The 16,488-nt window shown below is 43.0% G+C and carries 15 protein-coding genes; 8 read left to right on the forward strand and 7 right to left on the reverse strand.

The genetic code is table 11. The features are described from left to right. Positions 1 to 57: 57 nt before the first annotated feature. On the reverse strand, positions 58 to 585 hold the full coding sequence (hpt, locus tag PAE54_RS09625) for a hypoxanthine phosphoribosyltransferase (RefSeq protein ID WP_273777872.1): 528 nt from the start codon (positions 583 to 585) through the stop codon (positions 58 to 60). Positions 586 to 1,133: 548 nt separating this feature from the next. Then, the gene (locus tag PAE54_RS09630; protein ID WP_273777873.1) at positions 1,134 to 2,093 is read right to left on the reverse strand and encodes a TerC family protein; all 960 of its coding nucleotides are present in this window, start codon (positions 2,091 to 2,093) and stop codon (positions 1,134 to 1,136) included. Positions 2,094 to 2,484: 391 nt separating this feature from the next. Between PAE54_RS09630 and PAE54_RS09635 the strand changes: the two genes are divergently transcribed. Then, the gene (locus PAE54_RS09635) at positions 2,485 to 2,769 is read left to right on the forward strand and encodes a GNAT family N-acetyltransferase (RefSeq protein ID WP_326519274.1); all 285 of its coding nucleotides are present in this window, start codon (positions 2,485 to 2,487) and stop codon (positions 2,767 to 2,769) included. 61 nt (positions 2,770 to 2,830) lie between these two features. Here PAE54_RS09635 and PAE54_RS09640 read toward each other — a convergent pair whose 3' ends face one another. After that, positions 2,831 to 3,412, reverse strand: coding sequence for a hypothetical protein (locus PAE54_RS09640; RefSeq protein ID WP_326519275.1), 582 nt, complete (start codon positions 3,410 to 3,412; stop codon positions 2,831 to 2,833). Between the two features lie 211 nt (positions 3,413 to 3,623). Beyond that, positions 3,624 to 4,985: a UDP-N-acetylmuramate:L-alanyl-gamma-D-glutamyl-meso-diaminopimelate ligase gene (mpl, locus tag PAE54_RS09645; RefSeq protein ID WP_326519276.1), complete on the reverse strand. Its 1,362-nt coding sequence runs from the start codon at positions 4,983 to 4,985 to the stop codon at positions 3,624 to 3,626. A gap of 272 nt (positions 4,986 to 5,257) precedes the next feature. Between mpl and PAE54_RS09650 the strand changes: the two genes are divergently transcribed. The 4 genes from PAE54_RS09650 (at position 5,258) to PAE54_RS09665 (ending at position 9,336) form a co-directional block, all read left to right on the forward strand. After that, a complete protein-coding gene (locus PAE54_RS09650; RefSeq protein WP_326519277.1) occupies positions 5,258 to 5,605 on the forward strand; it encodes a DMT family protein in 348 nt (115 codons plus the stop codon). A 191-nt stretch (positions 5,606 to 5,796) separates the two neighbouring features. After that, positions 5,797 to 6,306, forward strand: coding sequence for a 5-(carboxyamino)imidazole ribonucleotide mutase (gene purE, locus PAE54_RS09655; protein WP_273777877.1), 510 nt, complete (start codon positions 5,797 to 5,799; stop codon positions 6,304 to 6,306). A gap of 17 nt (positions 6,307 to 6,323) precedes the next feature. Further along, positions 6,324 to 7,445 (forward strand): 5-(carboxyamino)imidazole ribonucleotide synthase, encoded by a 1,122-nt coding sequence (locus PAE54_RS09660; RefSeq protein ID WP_326519278.1) that lies wholly within the window; start codon positions 6,324 to 6,326, stop codon positions 7,443 to 7,445. 601 nt (positions 7,446 to 8,046) lie between these two features. Then, positions 8,047 to 9,336 (forward strand): lytic murein transglycosylase, encoded by a 1,290-nt coding sequence (locus PAE54_RS09665; protein WP_326519279.1) that lies wholly within the window; start codon positions 8,047 to 8,049, stop codon positions 9,334 to 9,336. A gap of 49 nt (positions 9,337 to 9,385) precedes the next feature. On the opposite strand, the gene PAE54_RS09670 is transcribed toward PAE54_RS09665, so the two are convergent. From PAE54_RS09670 to grpE, 3 genes are all read right to left on the reverse strand, one after another. Beyond that, the gene (locus tag PAE54_RS09670; protein WP_273779503.1) at positions 9,386 to 9,769 is read right to left on the reverse strand and encodes a hypothetical protein; all 384 of its coding nucleotides are present in this window, start codon (positions 9,767 to 9,769) and stop codon (positions 9,386 to 9,388) included. Between the two features lie 267 nt (positions 9,770 to 10,036). Continuing rightward, positions 10,037 to 11,977: a molecular chaperone DnaK gene (gene dnaK / locus PAE54_RS09675; protein ID WP_326519280.1), complete on the reverse strand. Its 1,941-nt coding sequence runs from the start codon at positions 11,975 to 11,977 to the stop codon at positions 10,037 to 10,039. Positions 11,978 to 12,095: 118 nt separating this feature from the next. Beyond that, the gene (gene grpE, locus PAE54_RS09680) at positions 12,096 to 12,635 is read right to left on the reverse strand and encodes a nucleotide exchange factor GrpE (RefSeq protein WP_326519281.1); all 540 of its coding nucleotides are present in this window, start codon (positions 12,633 to 12,635) and stop codon (positions 12,096 to 12,098) included. Positions 12,636 to 13,286: 651 nt separating this feature from the next. On the opposite strand from grpE, the gene PAE54_RS09685 reads away from it, so the two are divergent. The 3 genes from PAE54_RS09685 to PAE54_RS09695 all read left to right on the forward strand — a co-directional run bounded on the left by PAE54_RS09685 (position 13,287) and on the right by PAE54_RS09695 (position 16,245). Next, positions 13,287 to 14,357, forward strand: a complete 1,071-nt coding sequence (locus tag PAE54_RS09685) for an alpha/beta hydrolase (protein WP_326519282.1) — start codon at positions 13,287 to 13,289, stop codon at positions 14,355 to 14,357. 164 nt (positions 14,358 to 14,521) lie between these two features. Further along, positions 14,522 to 15,601: an RNA-guided endonuclease InsQ/TnpB family protein gene (locus PAE54_RS09690; RefSeq protein WP_326519283.1), complete on the forward strand. Its 1,080-nt coding sequence runs from the start codon at positions 14,522 to 14,524 to the stop codon at positions 15,599 to 15,601. A gap of 77 nt (positions 15,602 to 15,678) precedes the next feature. After that, positions 15,679 to 16,245: a peptidylprolyl isomerase gene (locus PAE54_RS09695; RefSeq protein ID WP_273777884.1), complete on the forward strand. Its 567-nt coding sequence runs from the start codon at positions 15,679 to 15,681 to the stop codon at positions 16,243 to 16,245. Positions 16,246 to 16,488: the final 243 nt, after the last annotated feature.

A 16,488-nucleotide genomic window follows, 5' to 3' on the forward strand; every position in this document is an offset into this window, starting at 1 on the left:
AGCTGTACAAGATCTGTATAAAAAAAGTGGCCATTTGGCCACTTCTTCTGAAATATTTTACAAACCAATTTCACCGATAAAGGGTAAGTGACGATATTTCTGGTCGTAATCCAAGCCATAACCCACGATAAACTTGTCTTCCACTTCAAAGCCGAGAAAGCGTACTGGTAAATGGATTTCACGGCGTGACGGTTTACTGATTAGGGTACACAGTTCAATCGAGTTGGGTTGGCGTGTCTGCAAAATTTCCAATACTTTGCTTAAGGTATTCCCAGAGTCGATAATATCCTCCACGACCAAAACATCTTTACCGCGAATTTCCCCATCAAGATCTTTCAGGATTTTTACATCACGGCTAGAAACGGTACCGCTGCCATAGCTTGAAACCGTCATAAAGTCGAGTTCATGCGGTTTTTGGATGCTACGGCACAAGTCCGCCATAAAAATGACAGAGCCACGTAACAGTCCGATCAGCACCAAATCTTTATCACTATGCGCATAGTGAGCATCAATTTGCTGACCGAGTTCTTGGACTTTCGCTTGAATCTGCTCAGCAGAAATCATCACATGCATAGGAACGGTCATGGAGAAATACCTAAAAAAGCAAAATAAAAAAGGTGTTGACCAGCAACACCTCATAATTTGAGTGAATGGTCAAATTTTAATGTAAAAAAGTCCATATTGCATCCCCTGCCCTAGTAAAAATAGAGTACTGAAATTCTCCATGGATGATAGGTCGGTCTACTTATGATAATCGAGTAAAGCAGTTTGCTCTGAGTCTTACCTGTGTCTGGCATTTAACTGGTTTTTTTAGCTTGTAAAGCGTTTATTTAGAGAGTGCACCCCTTCAATGCCAAACCGCAGCAATAAATCCAGGTGAACCCATTTGGGATTCACCTGAATTTAAGGTTTTTTTCTTTACTGTTGCAAAAAATTTGCCAGATTTGCTGTTGCAGGATGGTGTAAAGAAAAAAAGTTGAAAAACTGTGATGCAGTTTTAGTTTTTGCACATAGGGAACACGGTTACTTTCGTTGTGATTGTCGAGATTGGTGCAACCGAGGCAGAAAAAATCACAGTTGCACCATGTTTGAAATACCTCATAACCGCCAGTGCAATAAGGTATGAACAGTGTTTACTGCACGGGTGTATTGCGTTGGTGATGGCGCAGTGACAGATATGCGGTAATGCTCAGTACAATCGCGATAAAGCTGAGTGATAGCCAGATTGGTACATGGAACAAATCCAGCATCAGCATCTTAAAGCCGATGAACAACAAGATAATGCCGAGTCCATAAGGTAAATAATGCATTTTTACCGCTGCACCTGCCAACAGGAAGAACATGGCACGCAGACCCAGAATTGCCATCAGGTTTGCGCTCAGGACGATAAACGGATCGCTGGTGACGGCAAAAATTGCGGGAATCGAATCGACCGCGAAAATCACATCAGAGAATTCCACCAGGATCAGCACGATAAACAAAGGGGTTACCCAAAGTTTGCCCTGCTCGCGAATAAAAAAGCGGTTGCCGTGCAGTTTCTGCGTAATCGGTAAATGCTTGCGTAGCCACTTTAACAGCTTCATATCTTCAATATTGCTGTCTTCCTCCTGCCCTTTCAGGAACTTAAAGCCGGTATAGACCAGGAAAGCTCCGAAGATATACAGAATCCAGGAGAATTCTTGCACCATCCAGGCGCCGATAAAAATGAAGATGGTTCGCAGCACGATTGCACCCAAGACGCCGTACAGCAGTACCTGTCTTTGTAAGGCAGGTGGAATGGCAAAAGCGGAGAAAATCATCAACCAGACAAAAACGTTATCGATCGCCAGCGATTTTTCCAGCAAATAACCAGTCATAAATTCCAGCGTTTTTTGATTGGCGATGTGAAGACCGGCACTCTGTTGTAGATAAAACCACAATCCACCTGCAAACAACAAGGAAACACTGACCCAGGCAGCACTCCACCAAGCTGCTTTTTTAATGGAAACAGGCTGATCCTTCTGCTGTTTAAAGCCCATAAAATCAATAACGAGCATGACAGCCACGATCGAGAAAAAAATCACATACAGCCAAATATTGCCTATGGATTCCATAATCAACTCTCCTGTTCTGGCAAACAGGTACAAAAAAACCTTGACCTGTTGCCAGATGAATTAAACATCTGTATCAACATGATCAAGGTCTTGCCTACATCCTGAATATTGCGGATGCCCAGATTCCGACTTTTTGCAAAGTGTATTGACGAAATCTGGCACATTACCGCGTTGCGGTAATGTTTGGAGGAGGCTACTCCCCTTGTTCAACTTTAATTGGGTGGGAAATTGTCTAGATTTCCGACTATTTGAATAGGATTACACAGTTTACTTAAGGATGCAATTTTTCGTTTTTTTTCACGACGAAAAAACCATGAAAATCCACATTATTCTTTCGCAAAATGTGGCATGTTTAAGGAATGATTTAATCAAAAAAAAATAGGTGAATCACATGGATATTCAGCACAGTGAAAATCAGCAGCAAGGTGAGTTTTTTATGGAGCGTGATGGGCGCCGTGTAGGCGAACTCACCTATGCGTGGCGCAGTCCGGATCAGTTTGTGATTGATCACACCTGGGTGTGCCCTTCCATGCGTGGTCACGGCGTTGCCCGGCAGTTATTGGATACTGCAGTTGCATTTGCCCGTGACAAGCAAGTCAAGATTATTCCAGTTTGTTCTTATGTAGTGGTTATGTTCCAGCGCGAGGCCAGTTTTGCGGATGTCTGGGCGAAATGAGCAGATCGAGGACAGGATTATCAACGTCTGCTCAGCCATTAGGCTGAGCAGCAAGTCTGTTTTAATTTATGATTTTTGCTTGTTGCAGGCGTAAATTGACTTCATTGACGATTTGATCCAGTCCGGTGTCAAAGCTTTCTTCGTGTACCAAGGACACCATGTTCTGGGTGACTTGAGGCAGATTGTATTCTGCATACCAAGATAGCGAATTAACCTCGATTTCACGTTCTCCTTGCTGAATAACAAAGCGCTTTTGCATCCAAGCCTGCAGGTTTTCACCGGTATAGGCATCATAGAAAATGATATCGGTCAGATAAAAATCCTTCATCATATAAGAATAGGAAACCTGGTTCTGCTCGGGATCATAGGTGAAAAAAGGTGTGGTGGTCATATGCAACTCTACCAGGAATTCCCGTTTTAGGCGGTGGTTCGGATATTGGGCACGTACCTTGATCGGACAAGCGACCTGGGCAAAATCAATCTCGCGCTCACAATCCTGCTGGAAATATCGCGCCAGTGAAAATACCTGATGTTTCACGAAATCCTGCATTAAAAATTCAGGTTCGAGCTGGGCGTTGATTAATCCCAACAGCAAAGATTCGACTTCTTCTTTGGATAAATAGATATCTTCAACTATATGCATGGCAATCCCTGAATCTTGTTGTTACTTATAAAAAAAGCCTAACGTAAAGTGTTCATGTTGTCTATGAAACCTGCTACAGGATGTTCTATCGATTCTCTTCCCACTCAAAAATTAAGCGGATTGAGTGATGGATTGAGAGGTGAAACTTTTAACGATAAGTATCGAGACATAAAAAAGCCCAACAGCAGTTGGGCTTAATGCTCAGCTGATTTTAGCCTTTTAAAGCCGTGATCAGTTTCTGATGGAGTCCACCAAAACCACCATTCGACATAATCACCACGGCGTCCCCTTCTTGTGCTTCATTGACGACACGTTGAATAATCTCGTCCAAAGAACGGCTGACCTGTGCAGAATTCGGAGCTGAGTCAATAACGGGCTGTAAATCCCAGTCCAGTCCTTCTGGCTGATACCAGATTACTTCATCGGCTAGACGTGCCGAATGTGCCAGACCGTCCTTATGGCTACCCATACGCATGGTATTTGAACGTGGTTCAATAATCGCCCATAGACGGCGTTCACCAAGACGTTTACGTGCACCATCCAGTGTGGTTTCAATCGCGGTTGGATGATGGGCAAAGTCATCATATACCTCGACACCCCGAATCGTACCTAACAGCTCCATACGACGCTTAACGCCTGCGAAATTCGACAGCGCTTCGCATGCCTGTGCAATCGAAACGCCGATGTGCTGTGCAGCTGCAATTGTGGCAAGTGCATTGGCAACGCTATGCTGACCCGTCATGCTCCAGCAGACTTCACCTTGTACACTGCCCTGCTCCAATACTTTGAAATGGCTGCCATCCAGCGCAATCAATTCAGCAGAAAGCGCAGCTTGCGGATGAGGCTGTAAACTGGTGCGGACGACCGGAGTCCAGCAACCCATTGCCAACACTTCATCAATATTCGTTTCAGTAATAGGCGCAATAATACGGCCTTGGCCTGGAATGGTACGTACCAAGTGGTGGAATTGTTTCTGAATGGCTGCCAGATCATCAAAAATGTCGGCGTGGTCAAATTCCAGGTTGTTGAGAATTGCGGTACGGGGATGGTAATGTACAAATTTGGAACGTTTATCAAAGAATGCCGAATCGTATTCATCGGCTTCGACCACAAAGTATTTTCCGCCCAAACGTGCACTCTGGCTAAAACATAGTGGTACGCCGCCAATCAGAAAGCCCGGGTTGAGACCGGCCTGATCGAGTACCCAGGCCAGCATGGTCGTCGTGGTGGTTTTACCATGTGTACCCGCGACGCCTAGGACGTGTTTGCCTTGCAACACGTGATCAGCCAGGAATTGAGGGCCGGACACATAAGGTAAGCCGGCATCCAGCATATATTCCACAGCATCAATACCGCGTTTCATGGCATTACCAACGATCACCAGATCCGGATGAGGTTGCAAATGGCTGCGGTCATAACCTTGCATTAAGGCAATCCCTGCATTTTCCAGCTGAGTCGACATTGGAGGGTAAACATTTTGGTCCGAGCCGGTCACGGTGTGGCCCAGTTCACGTGCAAGCAAGGCCAAAGAGCCCATAAAAGTGCCACAAATTCCCAAAATATGCAGATGCATTATTTACCTACTCCACTACTCATTTTGTTGCGTCCCTTTGATCAGTAGACGCACGCTATTTATAAAAAATTGTGGCAGAAACGATAGCAAGGCTATGGCTGAAAAGATAGAGTGAGTTGTGTCGCAGCGAACGAAATTTACAGAAAATCCCCTGCCCGTTTGCACTGCTCTTTTTTAAGTGTGTACTGATAGCAAATGGGAAGAGCCTCCGGCTTCGGTCTATAATCATCGGCTTGCTGCATTTAACCCGTATGATTTAGGAAGCTGTTGCTGTGAACCAGACCCTCATTGCCTTGAGTTTTTTAATTCTATCCAACTGTTTTATGACTCTGGCCTGGTATGGACACCTTAAATTTTTACATCAGGCTCCCTTATGGCAAGCCATCCTGATGGGCTGGGGTATCGCGTTTTTTGAGTATTGTTTTATGATTCCAGCCACGCGTTTGCTGGCGCAACAAGGCTGGATGACCGGTGAAATGAAAATCACCCAGGAAGTGGTCACCTTACTGGTATTTGTGCCATTTATGCTGTTTCTGTTTAAACAGCCGTTTAAGCTGGATTATCTCTGGGCGGCTTTATGTTTATGTGGTTGTGTGTATTTTATTTTCCGTAATGCCTAAACATCAGGTTTGGGCTGTGTTAGCCGGATGATCCGGTTTTATCGGATTTTCTCGTATTTATCTCTGCCCTTAAGCCCCTTAGTCTTGGGACGTGGCTTAAAAACACGCTATAATAGCCGACTTTCTCCAATTTAAGCTTGGCTTTAGTCGAGATTTTTCTTCCATTTACCTAATAGCCTTTGGAATTGCCAATGAATGCGGTCAGCGACGCTCAACCTCTAGTCGGAATTATTATGGGTTCTCAATCAGATTGGGCAACTCTTGAACATACTGCCAATATGCTCAAACAGTTGGGTGTCCCGTTTGAAGCCGAAGTGGTTTCAGCACACCGTACACCGGATCGTCTGTTTGAATATGCTGAAACAGCCCGTGAGCGTGGCATTCAGGTCATTATTGCTGGTGCAGGCGGTGCTGCGCACTTACCCGGCATGTGTGCGGCTAAAACGGATTTGCCTGTACTAGGCGTACCGGTGAAATCTTCGATTTTAAATGGTGTAGATTCTCTGCTTTCAATTGTACAAATGCCTGCTGGTATTGCAGTAGGAACCTTGGCGATTGGTCCAGCAGGTGCGAGCAATGCGGCCATTATGGCAGCGCAGATTTTGGGTTTAACACGTCCCGAAATTGCAAAAAATGTGGCCGATTTCCGCGCAGCACAAACAGCGAAAGTGGCCAACAACAACATTCCGGGTCAAATGTAAGTAAGGGTTTTGGCATCATGAATAAAACCATCGGTATTTTTGGTGGCGGCCAGTTGGGTCGTATGATGGCGCAAGCTGCATTACCACTGAATATTCAATGTACCTTCTATGAAGCGAGTAATGACTGCCCTTCTGCAGCTTTAGGTCCAGTTTTCTCCAGTCAGACAGAAAATGGTTTGGCGGAATTTATGGCTAGCGCGGATGTCTTCAGTCTGGAATTTGAAAATACGCTGTTAGCTGATGTGGATGTTTTGACACAAAGCAAAACGTTGCATCCACCGCGTCAGGCATTAGCAACTGCTCAAAATCGATTGCTGGAAAAAAGCCTGTTTGATCAGCTCGGAATTCCAGTTGCACCGTATCGTGCGGTAAATTCATTGGAAACTTTGCATGCCGCCGTGACTGAGCTGGGTTTACCTTTAGTGCTAAAAACTGCGACAGGCGGTTATGATGGCAAAGGCCAGTTCGTATTGCGCACTCAGGGTCAGATTGATCAGGCTTGGGCAGAGCTTGGCCCTGCAGGTAGTCTGATAGCTGAAAGTTTTGTGAACTTTTCCCGTGAAGTTTCTATTATTGCGGTACGTGGACAAAATGGTGAAGTAAAAACCTGGCCATTGGCAGAAAACCACCACCATAATGGCATTCTGTCGCATTCAATTGTACCGGCACCAAATAGTGCGGATTTACAACCGTTCGCTCAAGAGTACATCACTCGCCTGCTCAATCACCTGAATTATGTGGGTGTATTGACTTTAGAGCTGTTTGTGACTGAAAAAGGCTTATATGCCAATGAAATGGCGCCACGTGTGCATAACTCGGGTCACTGGTCGATTGAAGGTGCTGTTTGTTCGCAGTTTGAAAACCACATTCGTGCCGTAGCTGGCCTGCCACTTGGCTCAACAGATGTGGTTCGTCCAACCGTGATGGTGAATATCATTGGTCAGCATCCGAAGTCTGAAGATGTATTGGCTTTAAATGGTGCCCATTTGCATTTGTATAACAAAACTGAACGTCAAGGCCGTAAGTTAGGCCATATTACTTTGATGCCTGTAGACAGTTCTGAGCTAACAGGTTTGTGCCGTGCATTGGCCAAAATCCTACCAGAACCATTGGCTTTGACTCAAGATATGAGCATCTAAACTCCCAACTGTTGTTTAAAAAAGCGTTCTCTAGCGGGAGCGCTTTTTTATTGTCTGCAGATTCGGCATGATTGCCGCCTCTTATTTTTTCAGCCATCTGTCGGCTGATCTTTCAGCTTTATTGTTCAAAAAATAAACATTTGTTATAACAAGTGAACCTTGGTATTTGGATGATTGATGTGCCGAGGAAGTATTTTTTGAATTCAAAAAATGTGTGGCTCGTTTGAATTTAAAATCCTCTTTTAAATTTAAAAGTCAGATTTGAATTTAAATGGTTCAATTTTTAAATTTAAACCTGAAATATGAATTTAAACAGCAGGGTTTAAATTCATCTTTTTCTTGTTGGGTTGAGTTATCCACATCTGGCAGGTGTTCTTCTGTCTAATTTAAATTTACAAACCTTAATTTGAATTCAAAATCTATCCTTAATTTGGTTTTGAATTTAAAAAACGTAGTTGTGGATATCTTTATTTAAATTTAAAAACAGAAAATGAATTTAAAATAACGCAAAATAAATTCAAATTTACCAATTCATCTCTGAACTCTCCTTAAATCCTGTTATGGTAAAGGTAAATTTGAATTTAAAGATGTAGTGAAATCGATGAGACGTTTTATAGTCTTGTGTGCTTCAGGATTATTGTGTTGGACACACGCTCAGGCCGAGTTAATCCTGAATGGCAAAACACTCAGCCAAAGTGATCTATTAGAAAATCCACGCACGGCATCCGTGACAAATAATAATTTTCAGGCATGTTTGGCAAGGCTGAATGATCAGGCAGTGGCCTCAGGGGTCGCGCCAAGTCGTTATGCCCAATACACACGTGATCTGACACCCGATTATTCAGTCATTGAAAAACTCAACTATCAACCGGAATTTTCTACACCGATTTGGGATTATCTGTCCGGTCTGGTGGATGACGAACGGGTAGCTTTAGGGCAGCAAAAACTGGCACAGCACCGTGCGGTACTGAACCAGGTGGCACAGGTTTATGGTGTAGCGCCTGAAACGGTAGTCGCTGTTTGGGGTGTAGAAAGTAATTTTGGTGATATTGCTGGTAAGTATCCATTGTTACAGGCGTTAGGCACGTTGAGTTGTGAAGGACGCCGTCAAAGTTATTTTCGCAGTGAGTTTTTTACCGCTATGCGAATTTTACAGCGAGGTGATGTCACGCAAGAGCAGTTACGTGGCTCCTGGGCTGGCGCATTTGGCCATACCCAATTTATGCCTTCGACCTATGAGCGCCTAGCAGTCGATTTTGATGGGGATGGTCGACGCGATCTCGTCTCTAGCACTGCGGACGCTTTGGCCTCAACAGCCCATTTCTTGCAACAAGCAGGTTGGCAAAGCGGTATGCCGTGGGGTTTTGAAGTTAAATTGCCTGCGAATTTGGAGATACAAGGTGAGGGACGCCGTAATAAGAAAGCTTTGCGTTACTGGATAGATCAAGGTGTACTACGCGCCGATGGAAATACCTTATTGCAAGGTAACCTGTCTGAACAGACACCTGCCGGTCTAATGACGCCTGCCGGTACAAATGGACCAGCCTTTTTAGTTTTCAAAAATTTTGATGCCTTGTACAGCTATAATGCTGCTGAAAGTTATGCCTTGGCGATTGCCCATTTATCAGACCGTTTACGAGGACAAAGTGGTTTTGTTACGCCGTGGCCGACAGATGATGCGGGAACTTCACGTGCAGAACGCCGTGAGATACAGCAGTATTTATTAAATAAAGGCTATGACATTGGTGGGGCAGATGGATTGATCGGTGATAAAACCCGTCAAGCCATCCGTCAGGAGCAGTTGCGTTTAGGTTTAAACCCGACTGGACGGGCAGGCCAGCAGATTTTGCATACCTTCAGAAATGAAAATGCCCAACGTTTGATGCAGTAAATTCCAAAGCATCCCTTTAGAGTCTATATTGCTCTAAAAGGAGATCAAGTTAAGCTTCTGGATCGAGTTTGACTGCGTCTAAGATGTCAAAAATGACTGTGGTGACATCTTGGCTGAGATCACGATTATTAAAGATCTCATACGCCGTAATCGTGACATCGGTGTCACTTGGTAGAAGACGCTGTTCTTCTTCAATCAGCTGCTGAATGGGGAGCAGAGTCTGTTTTACCTCAAGATGTAAAATATCCTTAAATTCGACATTTTCATCTTCGAGTTCAATCAATTGCTCGTTAAAAAAAGGCAAGAGAATGGAGTGGAGATAAGGTTGAATCTCGACAATATCAAAGATTTCGATATCGCGGCTCTGTTCAATTGTGCTGATGTGGTCATTTACTTCTATCAGGATATGGTAGTAACTCACATGGATCTCCACTAATTTCTTGGCGTTTCTTTTCATCTCCACAATAACACGAATTGTATGGAATTGCCTTGTGATCTAAGACATAAGCGAATGAACACGTAAGGATTTTTTACACTGTGAGTTAAATGGATGATGAGTTTTAGCTTTGATCGACCTGAATCGGAATCATGGTTTCTCAAGCCAAATAAAAGAAAAGAATTTATATCTCTTATATGCACGCAGCATACTGCTAAAAATAAAAAACCGCGCATAAGCGCGGTTTTTTATTAAGCTGACAAATTATTTTTTGTCATCTTTTACTTCAGTGAATTCAGCATCTACAACGCCATCATCGGATTTTTGCTGACCTGCATCACCGCCTTGGAATGCATTCGGATCAAAACCTTGTGCACCACCGGCTTGTTGAGCTTGCTCATAAGCACGTTGGGTAATTGGCATCAAGATGTTTTGTAATGCTTCAGTTTTGGCTTTAATGACTTCTACATCATTTTCTTTGGTTGCTGCTTCAAGTTCAGAAACTGCAGTGTTCACTGCTGTTTTTTCATCTTCAGTCACCTTGTCGCCAAGATCTTTTACCGCTTTTTGTGCACTTGAAGTCAGGGCATCAGCTTCGTTACGTGCTTTTGCCAATTCTTCAAACTTGCGGTCTTCTTCAGCATTCGCTTCAGCATCTTTGATCATCGCTTCAATTTCAGCATCGCTCAAACCAGAGTTTGCTTTAATTTGAATAGATTGTTCTTTACCTGTGCTCTTGTCTTTCGCAGATACTTTCAAGATACCATCCGCATTGATGTCGAATGACACTTCAATTTGCGGTACACCGCGTGGTGCAGGTGGGATGTCGCCCAACTGGAAGTTACCCAACAATTTGTTTTGTTGAGCCATCTTACGTTCACCTTGGTAAACCGAAATGTCTACGGCAGGTTGGTTATCTGCTGCAGTCGAGAACACTTGAGATTTCTTCGCAGGAATCGTGGTGTTTTTCTCGATGATTGGTGTTAATACACCGCCCATGGTTTCGATACCCAACGTTAACGGAGTCACGTCAAGAAGCAATACGTCAGTTTTGTCACCAGACAATACTGCACCTTGAATTGCTGCACCAATCGCAACTGCTTCGTCTGGGTTCACATCTTTACGTGGCTCTTTGCCAAAGAATTCTTGTACTTTCTGTTGTACAAGTGGCATACGAGACTGACCACCCACCAAGATTACGTCTGAAATGTCTGAAGTTGACAGACCAGCGTCTTTCAATGCGATACGGCAAGGCTCAATTGTACGTTCAACCAGATCAGCAACCAAACCTTCCAATTTTGCACGTGTTACGTTGATTACTAAGTGTTTAGGACCAGTCGCATCTGCTGTGATGTATGGTAGGTTGATTTCAGTTGCATTTGAAGAAGAAAGCTCGATTTTGGCTTTTTCCGCTGCTTCTTTCAAACGTTGTAATGCAAGTGGATCATTTTTCAGATTCACATTCTGTTCTTTCTTGAACTCTTCTACCAAGAAGTCGATCAATGCAGTATCAAAGTCTTCACCGCCCAGGAAGGTATCACCATTGGTTGACAATACTTCGATCTGTTGGTCGCCATCTAGGTCTGCAATTTCGATAATTGAAACGTCAAAAGTACCACCGCCCAAGTCGTAAACTGCGATTTTGCGGTCGCCTTCTTTTTTGTCCATACCGAACGCAAGTGCAGCAGCAGTTGGTTCGTTGATGATACGTTTAACATCTAAACCCGCGATACGGCCAGCATCTTTAGTTGCTTGACGTTGTGCATCGTTAAAGTAAGCCGGTACAGTAACAACTGCTTCAGTCACCGTTTCACCCAAATAGTCTTCTGCAGTTTTTTTCATTTTTTTCAAAACTTCTGCAGAGATTTGTTGTGGTGCAAGTTTCTTGTCGTTGACTTCTACCCAAGCATCACCATTGTCAGCTTTGATGATTTTATAAGGTACAAGGCCGATATCTTTTTGCACCGCTTGGTCTTCATAACGACGACCGATCAAACGTTTGATCGCGAACAATGTATTTTTAGGGTTAGTCACTGCCTGGCGTTTAGCAGACTGACCAACCAAGATTTCGCCATCTTTGTACGCAATGATCGATGGTGTAGTGCGTGCACCTTCAGCATTCTCGATTACTTTAACTTTGTCGCCTTCAAGTACAGCAACACATGAGTTTGTAGTACCTAAGTCAATACCAATGATTTTAGCCATTAGATCTGTTCCTCAAAAATTTTTTGCAATTGTTTTCGCTTGTTATCCGATATGAGAGCCATTGAATTTTTTTCAAGTTATGATATTTAAAAAAACTCTAAAACTCCCGATTTTTTGCTTATTGACCGACCATCACCATGGCTGGACGCAATAAACGGCCTGCAAGGGTGTAACCTTTTTGCAGAACAACACCAATTTCACCGGCTTTTGCATTTGGATCGATGCCGACTGCTTGATGGAATTCGGCATTAAAGCCACTATTGGTATCTACCGCTACCACTTCAAATTTTTCTAGTGTGGTGAGCAAAGCTTTTAGGGTTAGCTCAACACCCTCAGACAGTGGGGTTTTCTCATCACCGGCAGCTTGCAATGCGCGTTCTAGGTTGTCTACAGAATCCAACAGGCCTTTGGCAAACTTTTCTAATGCAAATTTTTTCGCATTTTCTGCTTCACGCTCTAAACGCTCTTTAGTTTTTTCAGCTTCATAAATTGCATTTGCAGCACGAGCTTTTTCGAGTTTTAGGCTATCTTCAAGTTGGGCGATTTTTGCGTGTAAATCTTCAATGCTTACTTCAGCTGCTTCTTGTTCAGCTGCTTCCGTCAGGATTTCTTCTTGCTGAACATTCTCTTGAGACTGTTCGTTTTGCTCGTTTGCCATTGATGATCTCCGTTTAAATGGGTTTTTAAACATGTACAGTCCTTGCTGGCTTCAGTCTTCACTGTATTGATTCTGAACTGCCATGCTTTTGCTCTATTTAGTCAATACACATGAGGTATGGGCAATGTTTAGAAATTCAAGTTGCTATGATGAGGAAAATCACCTGATTGTTGTATAAATGGGCATGGTAATCCTTTCATGTTATTGTGATTTTTTTAAAGTAGTTGGATTTACTTTGCAGTTGGAGTAAGCAAAGCTCGAAACTTCTTACCGCAAAAGGCTAATTCATTCTTATAGCGAATTTTGCTTAATATTTATACATAAAAACGATGAGAATCAGCCAAAATAAGTATTTCACAAAATTTCGCCTGATCCTTAATATCTGCTCCAGATTCTATCGCTGTAGTTTCTCTTGATATTTTTCTTGTGTTTTCAAGCTTATCTGTTGACACGATAAGCTTTTTTTTTGCTCAAATCTTTCCTCTTCTTTTTTTTGAGGTTTTTTCTTCACTTTATAGCCTCGGTTTATTTAAATTTAATGGCAAAGTGACTGACATTAGCTGCTTTTTTGTTTCTGCAAAAATAATCTCTAGGCTTCGTTGTATTTTGCAGTATGCTTTTTTGCAATTTAAAGCTTTACAGGATTAAAAAATGGCGGTGTTCGATCTAGACCTGCAACGGCTCCTTAAAAAGAAGCAGGGAAGTGCGCTGCGTCTGTTGGATCAACTGCCCAAAATAGCCCAAACTTCTTTAATTAAAGCACTTGGCTATCCTGATTCTTATCCTAAACTTGACCCATTCACTAAATGCTTGCTGGCCATCAAACACAAACAGGGTTATTCAGGTTTGATTGGTGCAGATATTCAGCGTTCGCGGCAGGAATTTGAAAGTACCATGCAGGCGATTAAATCTGAGGCCACATCTGTGGCCTGGGTAGAAGATTTAAAATTGGATCTACCTAGTGGAACCCTGTTTGCTCGACATTATCATCCTGCACCACGTAAAAAATTACCTTTAATCGTGTTCTATCATGGGGGTGGTTTTGTCATGGGAGGGATCGAGAGCCATGATGAAGTCTGTCGTTTATTGGCAGTGCACAGTAAGGCACAGGTTTTAAGTATTGACTATCCCTTGGCACCTGAGGCCAGCCCTCAGCGAATTGTGCAAAGTTGCCTCGAAGCCTTGATCTGGATTTATCAGCAGCGCGAACATTTTAAAATTTATAAAAATCGTCTTGCTGTGGCAGGGGATAGTGCGGGAGGTAATCTAGCCACTGTGGTGGCACAGCAAAGTATTGCACAGGTTTACGCTCCACAAGCGCAGCTTTTACTCTATCCAACAGTTGATTTTAAGAGTCGTCATCGTTCTTTTTATGCGTATCAGCATGGCCTAATCTTGACTGCAGAGGATGTAGACCAAGTGACTGAATTTTATGTGATGCAGCATCAGCTAAAATTAGATGATCCACTGGTTTCACCGACCTATGGGCAACTCAAGCAAGTTGCTGCTGCGTTTATTGTAACAGCGGGTCATGACCTTTTATGTGATGAAGCGGAAATTTATCTACATAAGCTACGTCAGCAGAGTGTGAATGTTGCGTATCAACATTATCCTGATCAGAGCCATGGTTTTGCCAATTTAACGCCGGTTTCCCAACGCGCCAAAAAAGAACTCATTGAGGTTGCAAAAAAATTCCGACGGTTTTGGGACCAACAACATTAATTCAACTTTCTTCAGGCTTACCGGAAAACTGGGCTATTTCTCATTTATCAAATGGAGCGTAAAACTCTGTCCTTTAGGTCAGAGATATAAGAGACACGACATGAAATGTCGTTTAACTTTTAAATGATCAATACACCTAATTAAACATGAGCTAATATAAGCCCATGAAAACGCTTAAATTACGCATAAAAGACAAACATGCAAAGGTGCTAGACCAATTGGCATCCGAAGTGAACTTTGTTTGGAATTATGTGAATGATTTAAGTTTTAAACACCTGAAAAGAAAGGGTGGATTTCTTAGTGCCTACGATATTGCTAAATACACCAAAGGTACATCCAAAGAGTGTGGTTTGCACAGCCAGACCGTCCAGGCTGTCACCGAAGAATTAGTCACACGTAGAAAACAGTTCAAAAAAGCCAAACTCAGATGGCGTGTTAGCCATAAGAAATCAGCAAGAAGATCGCTAGGTTGGATACCCTTTAAGAAAGTCGCCATCAAGTATTCTGATGGCTATGTTCAATATGGCAAGCACCAATTCAAGCTATGGGATAGCTACGGACTATCGAGTTACAGCGTTAAAACAGGCGCATTCGTTGAGGATGCTCGTGGTCGCTGGTATGCCTGCCTGGTAGTGGACAGCCCTAAAGCTGAGAACCCCACCACCACCAAAGCCATAGGTATCGATCTTGGCTTGAAAGACATAGCCACCTGTTCGGATGGAGCTGTCATTTCCAATCCCAAGTTCTACCGAAAATACGAACAGAAACTAGGAATTGCTCAACGAGCGAGAAATAAAAAGCGTGTCCGTGCATTACACGCCAAGATTGCGAATTGTCGTAAAGACCATTTGCATAAGGCCAGCACCCAACTGGTGAGGGAAAATGCACTGATTGTCGTTGGTGATCTGAGTGCTAGAAAGCTTGTAAAAACCAAGATGGCGAAGTCGGTCCTGGATACAGGATTTTCAGCACTGAAAACAATGCTCAAGTATAAATGCGAGAACGCAAGGGTATTGTTTGAAGAAGTCAACGAGGCCTATACCACCCAAATCTGTTCGTGCTGTGGTGGGATCACTACAAGCAGTCCGAAAGGTAGAACAGATTTGCGAATAAGAGAATGGACATGCCTGAGTTGCGGTACGGCCTGGCAGCGGGATTTAAATTCCGCATTGAACATTCTTGCGCTTGGGCATAAGCGTCTAGCAGTAGGAATCCCTCCTTTAGGTCGGGGAAGATGTCAATAAGTTAAATGTAGGCAAGTATTGCCTTGTGATTGATCAGTCATTAATGTGCTGGGTAATTAAAAAAATCGAGATTTAAAATGTTTAAACAGTTTTTGATAGGTAGTGGATTGGCTGTAGCAAGTATGACGAGTTTTGCAAATACCTTGGTTGAAATGAAAACTACGTTGGGAACCATTGAAATAGAATTGTTTGATGAAAAAGCACCGATCTCAAGCCAGAATTTTAAAAACTATATTAAGCGTCAATTTTATAATGGCACCATCTTCCACCGCGTTATTCCGGGCTTTATGATCCAAGGGGGCGGATTTGATACCAAGATGACACAAAAGCAGACACAAGCTCCTATCCGTAATGAGTCAGATAATGGTTTGCTCAACAGCAGAGGAGCTTTAGCAATGGCGCGAACCAATCAACCTGATTCTGCCACCAGCCAGTTTTTTATTAACGTTGCAAATAATGACAGTCTTAACCCTTCATTTATGCAGGCAGGTTATGCCGTATTTGGGAAAGTCACAAAAGGAATGGATGTTGTAGACAAAATTGTGAAAGTTCCTACGCAAAACTATGGCATGCACCAGAATGTACCTCGTCAACCCGTCAAAATTTTAACGATGCGTATTAAAGCTCCAGCTGTCCAAAAATAAACAAGATAAAAGCAGAAATAATTTATTCATATTTCTGCTTTAAAATTAAAAACTTATACCTTGAGTAAATGAAAAATTCACCAAATTGGTGCGCAAAATTAGAACACTCAACAAAACAAGGTGTTAAAAGCACTTGCTTGCCTTTGAAATTGCCCTATAATGAACTCATCCCGACGCGATTGATACGAAGCTTCACCAAGGGTGAGGTTGTTAAGTATCTTTTTCGTTATTTTCTACTGACGA

The sequence above is a fragment of the Acinetobacter minutum genome, from assembly GCF_035916735.1.
GTDB lineage: Bacteria > Pseudomonadota > Gammaproteobacteria > Pseudomonadales > Moraxellaceae > Acinetobacter.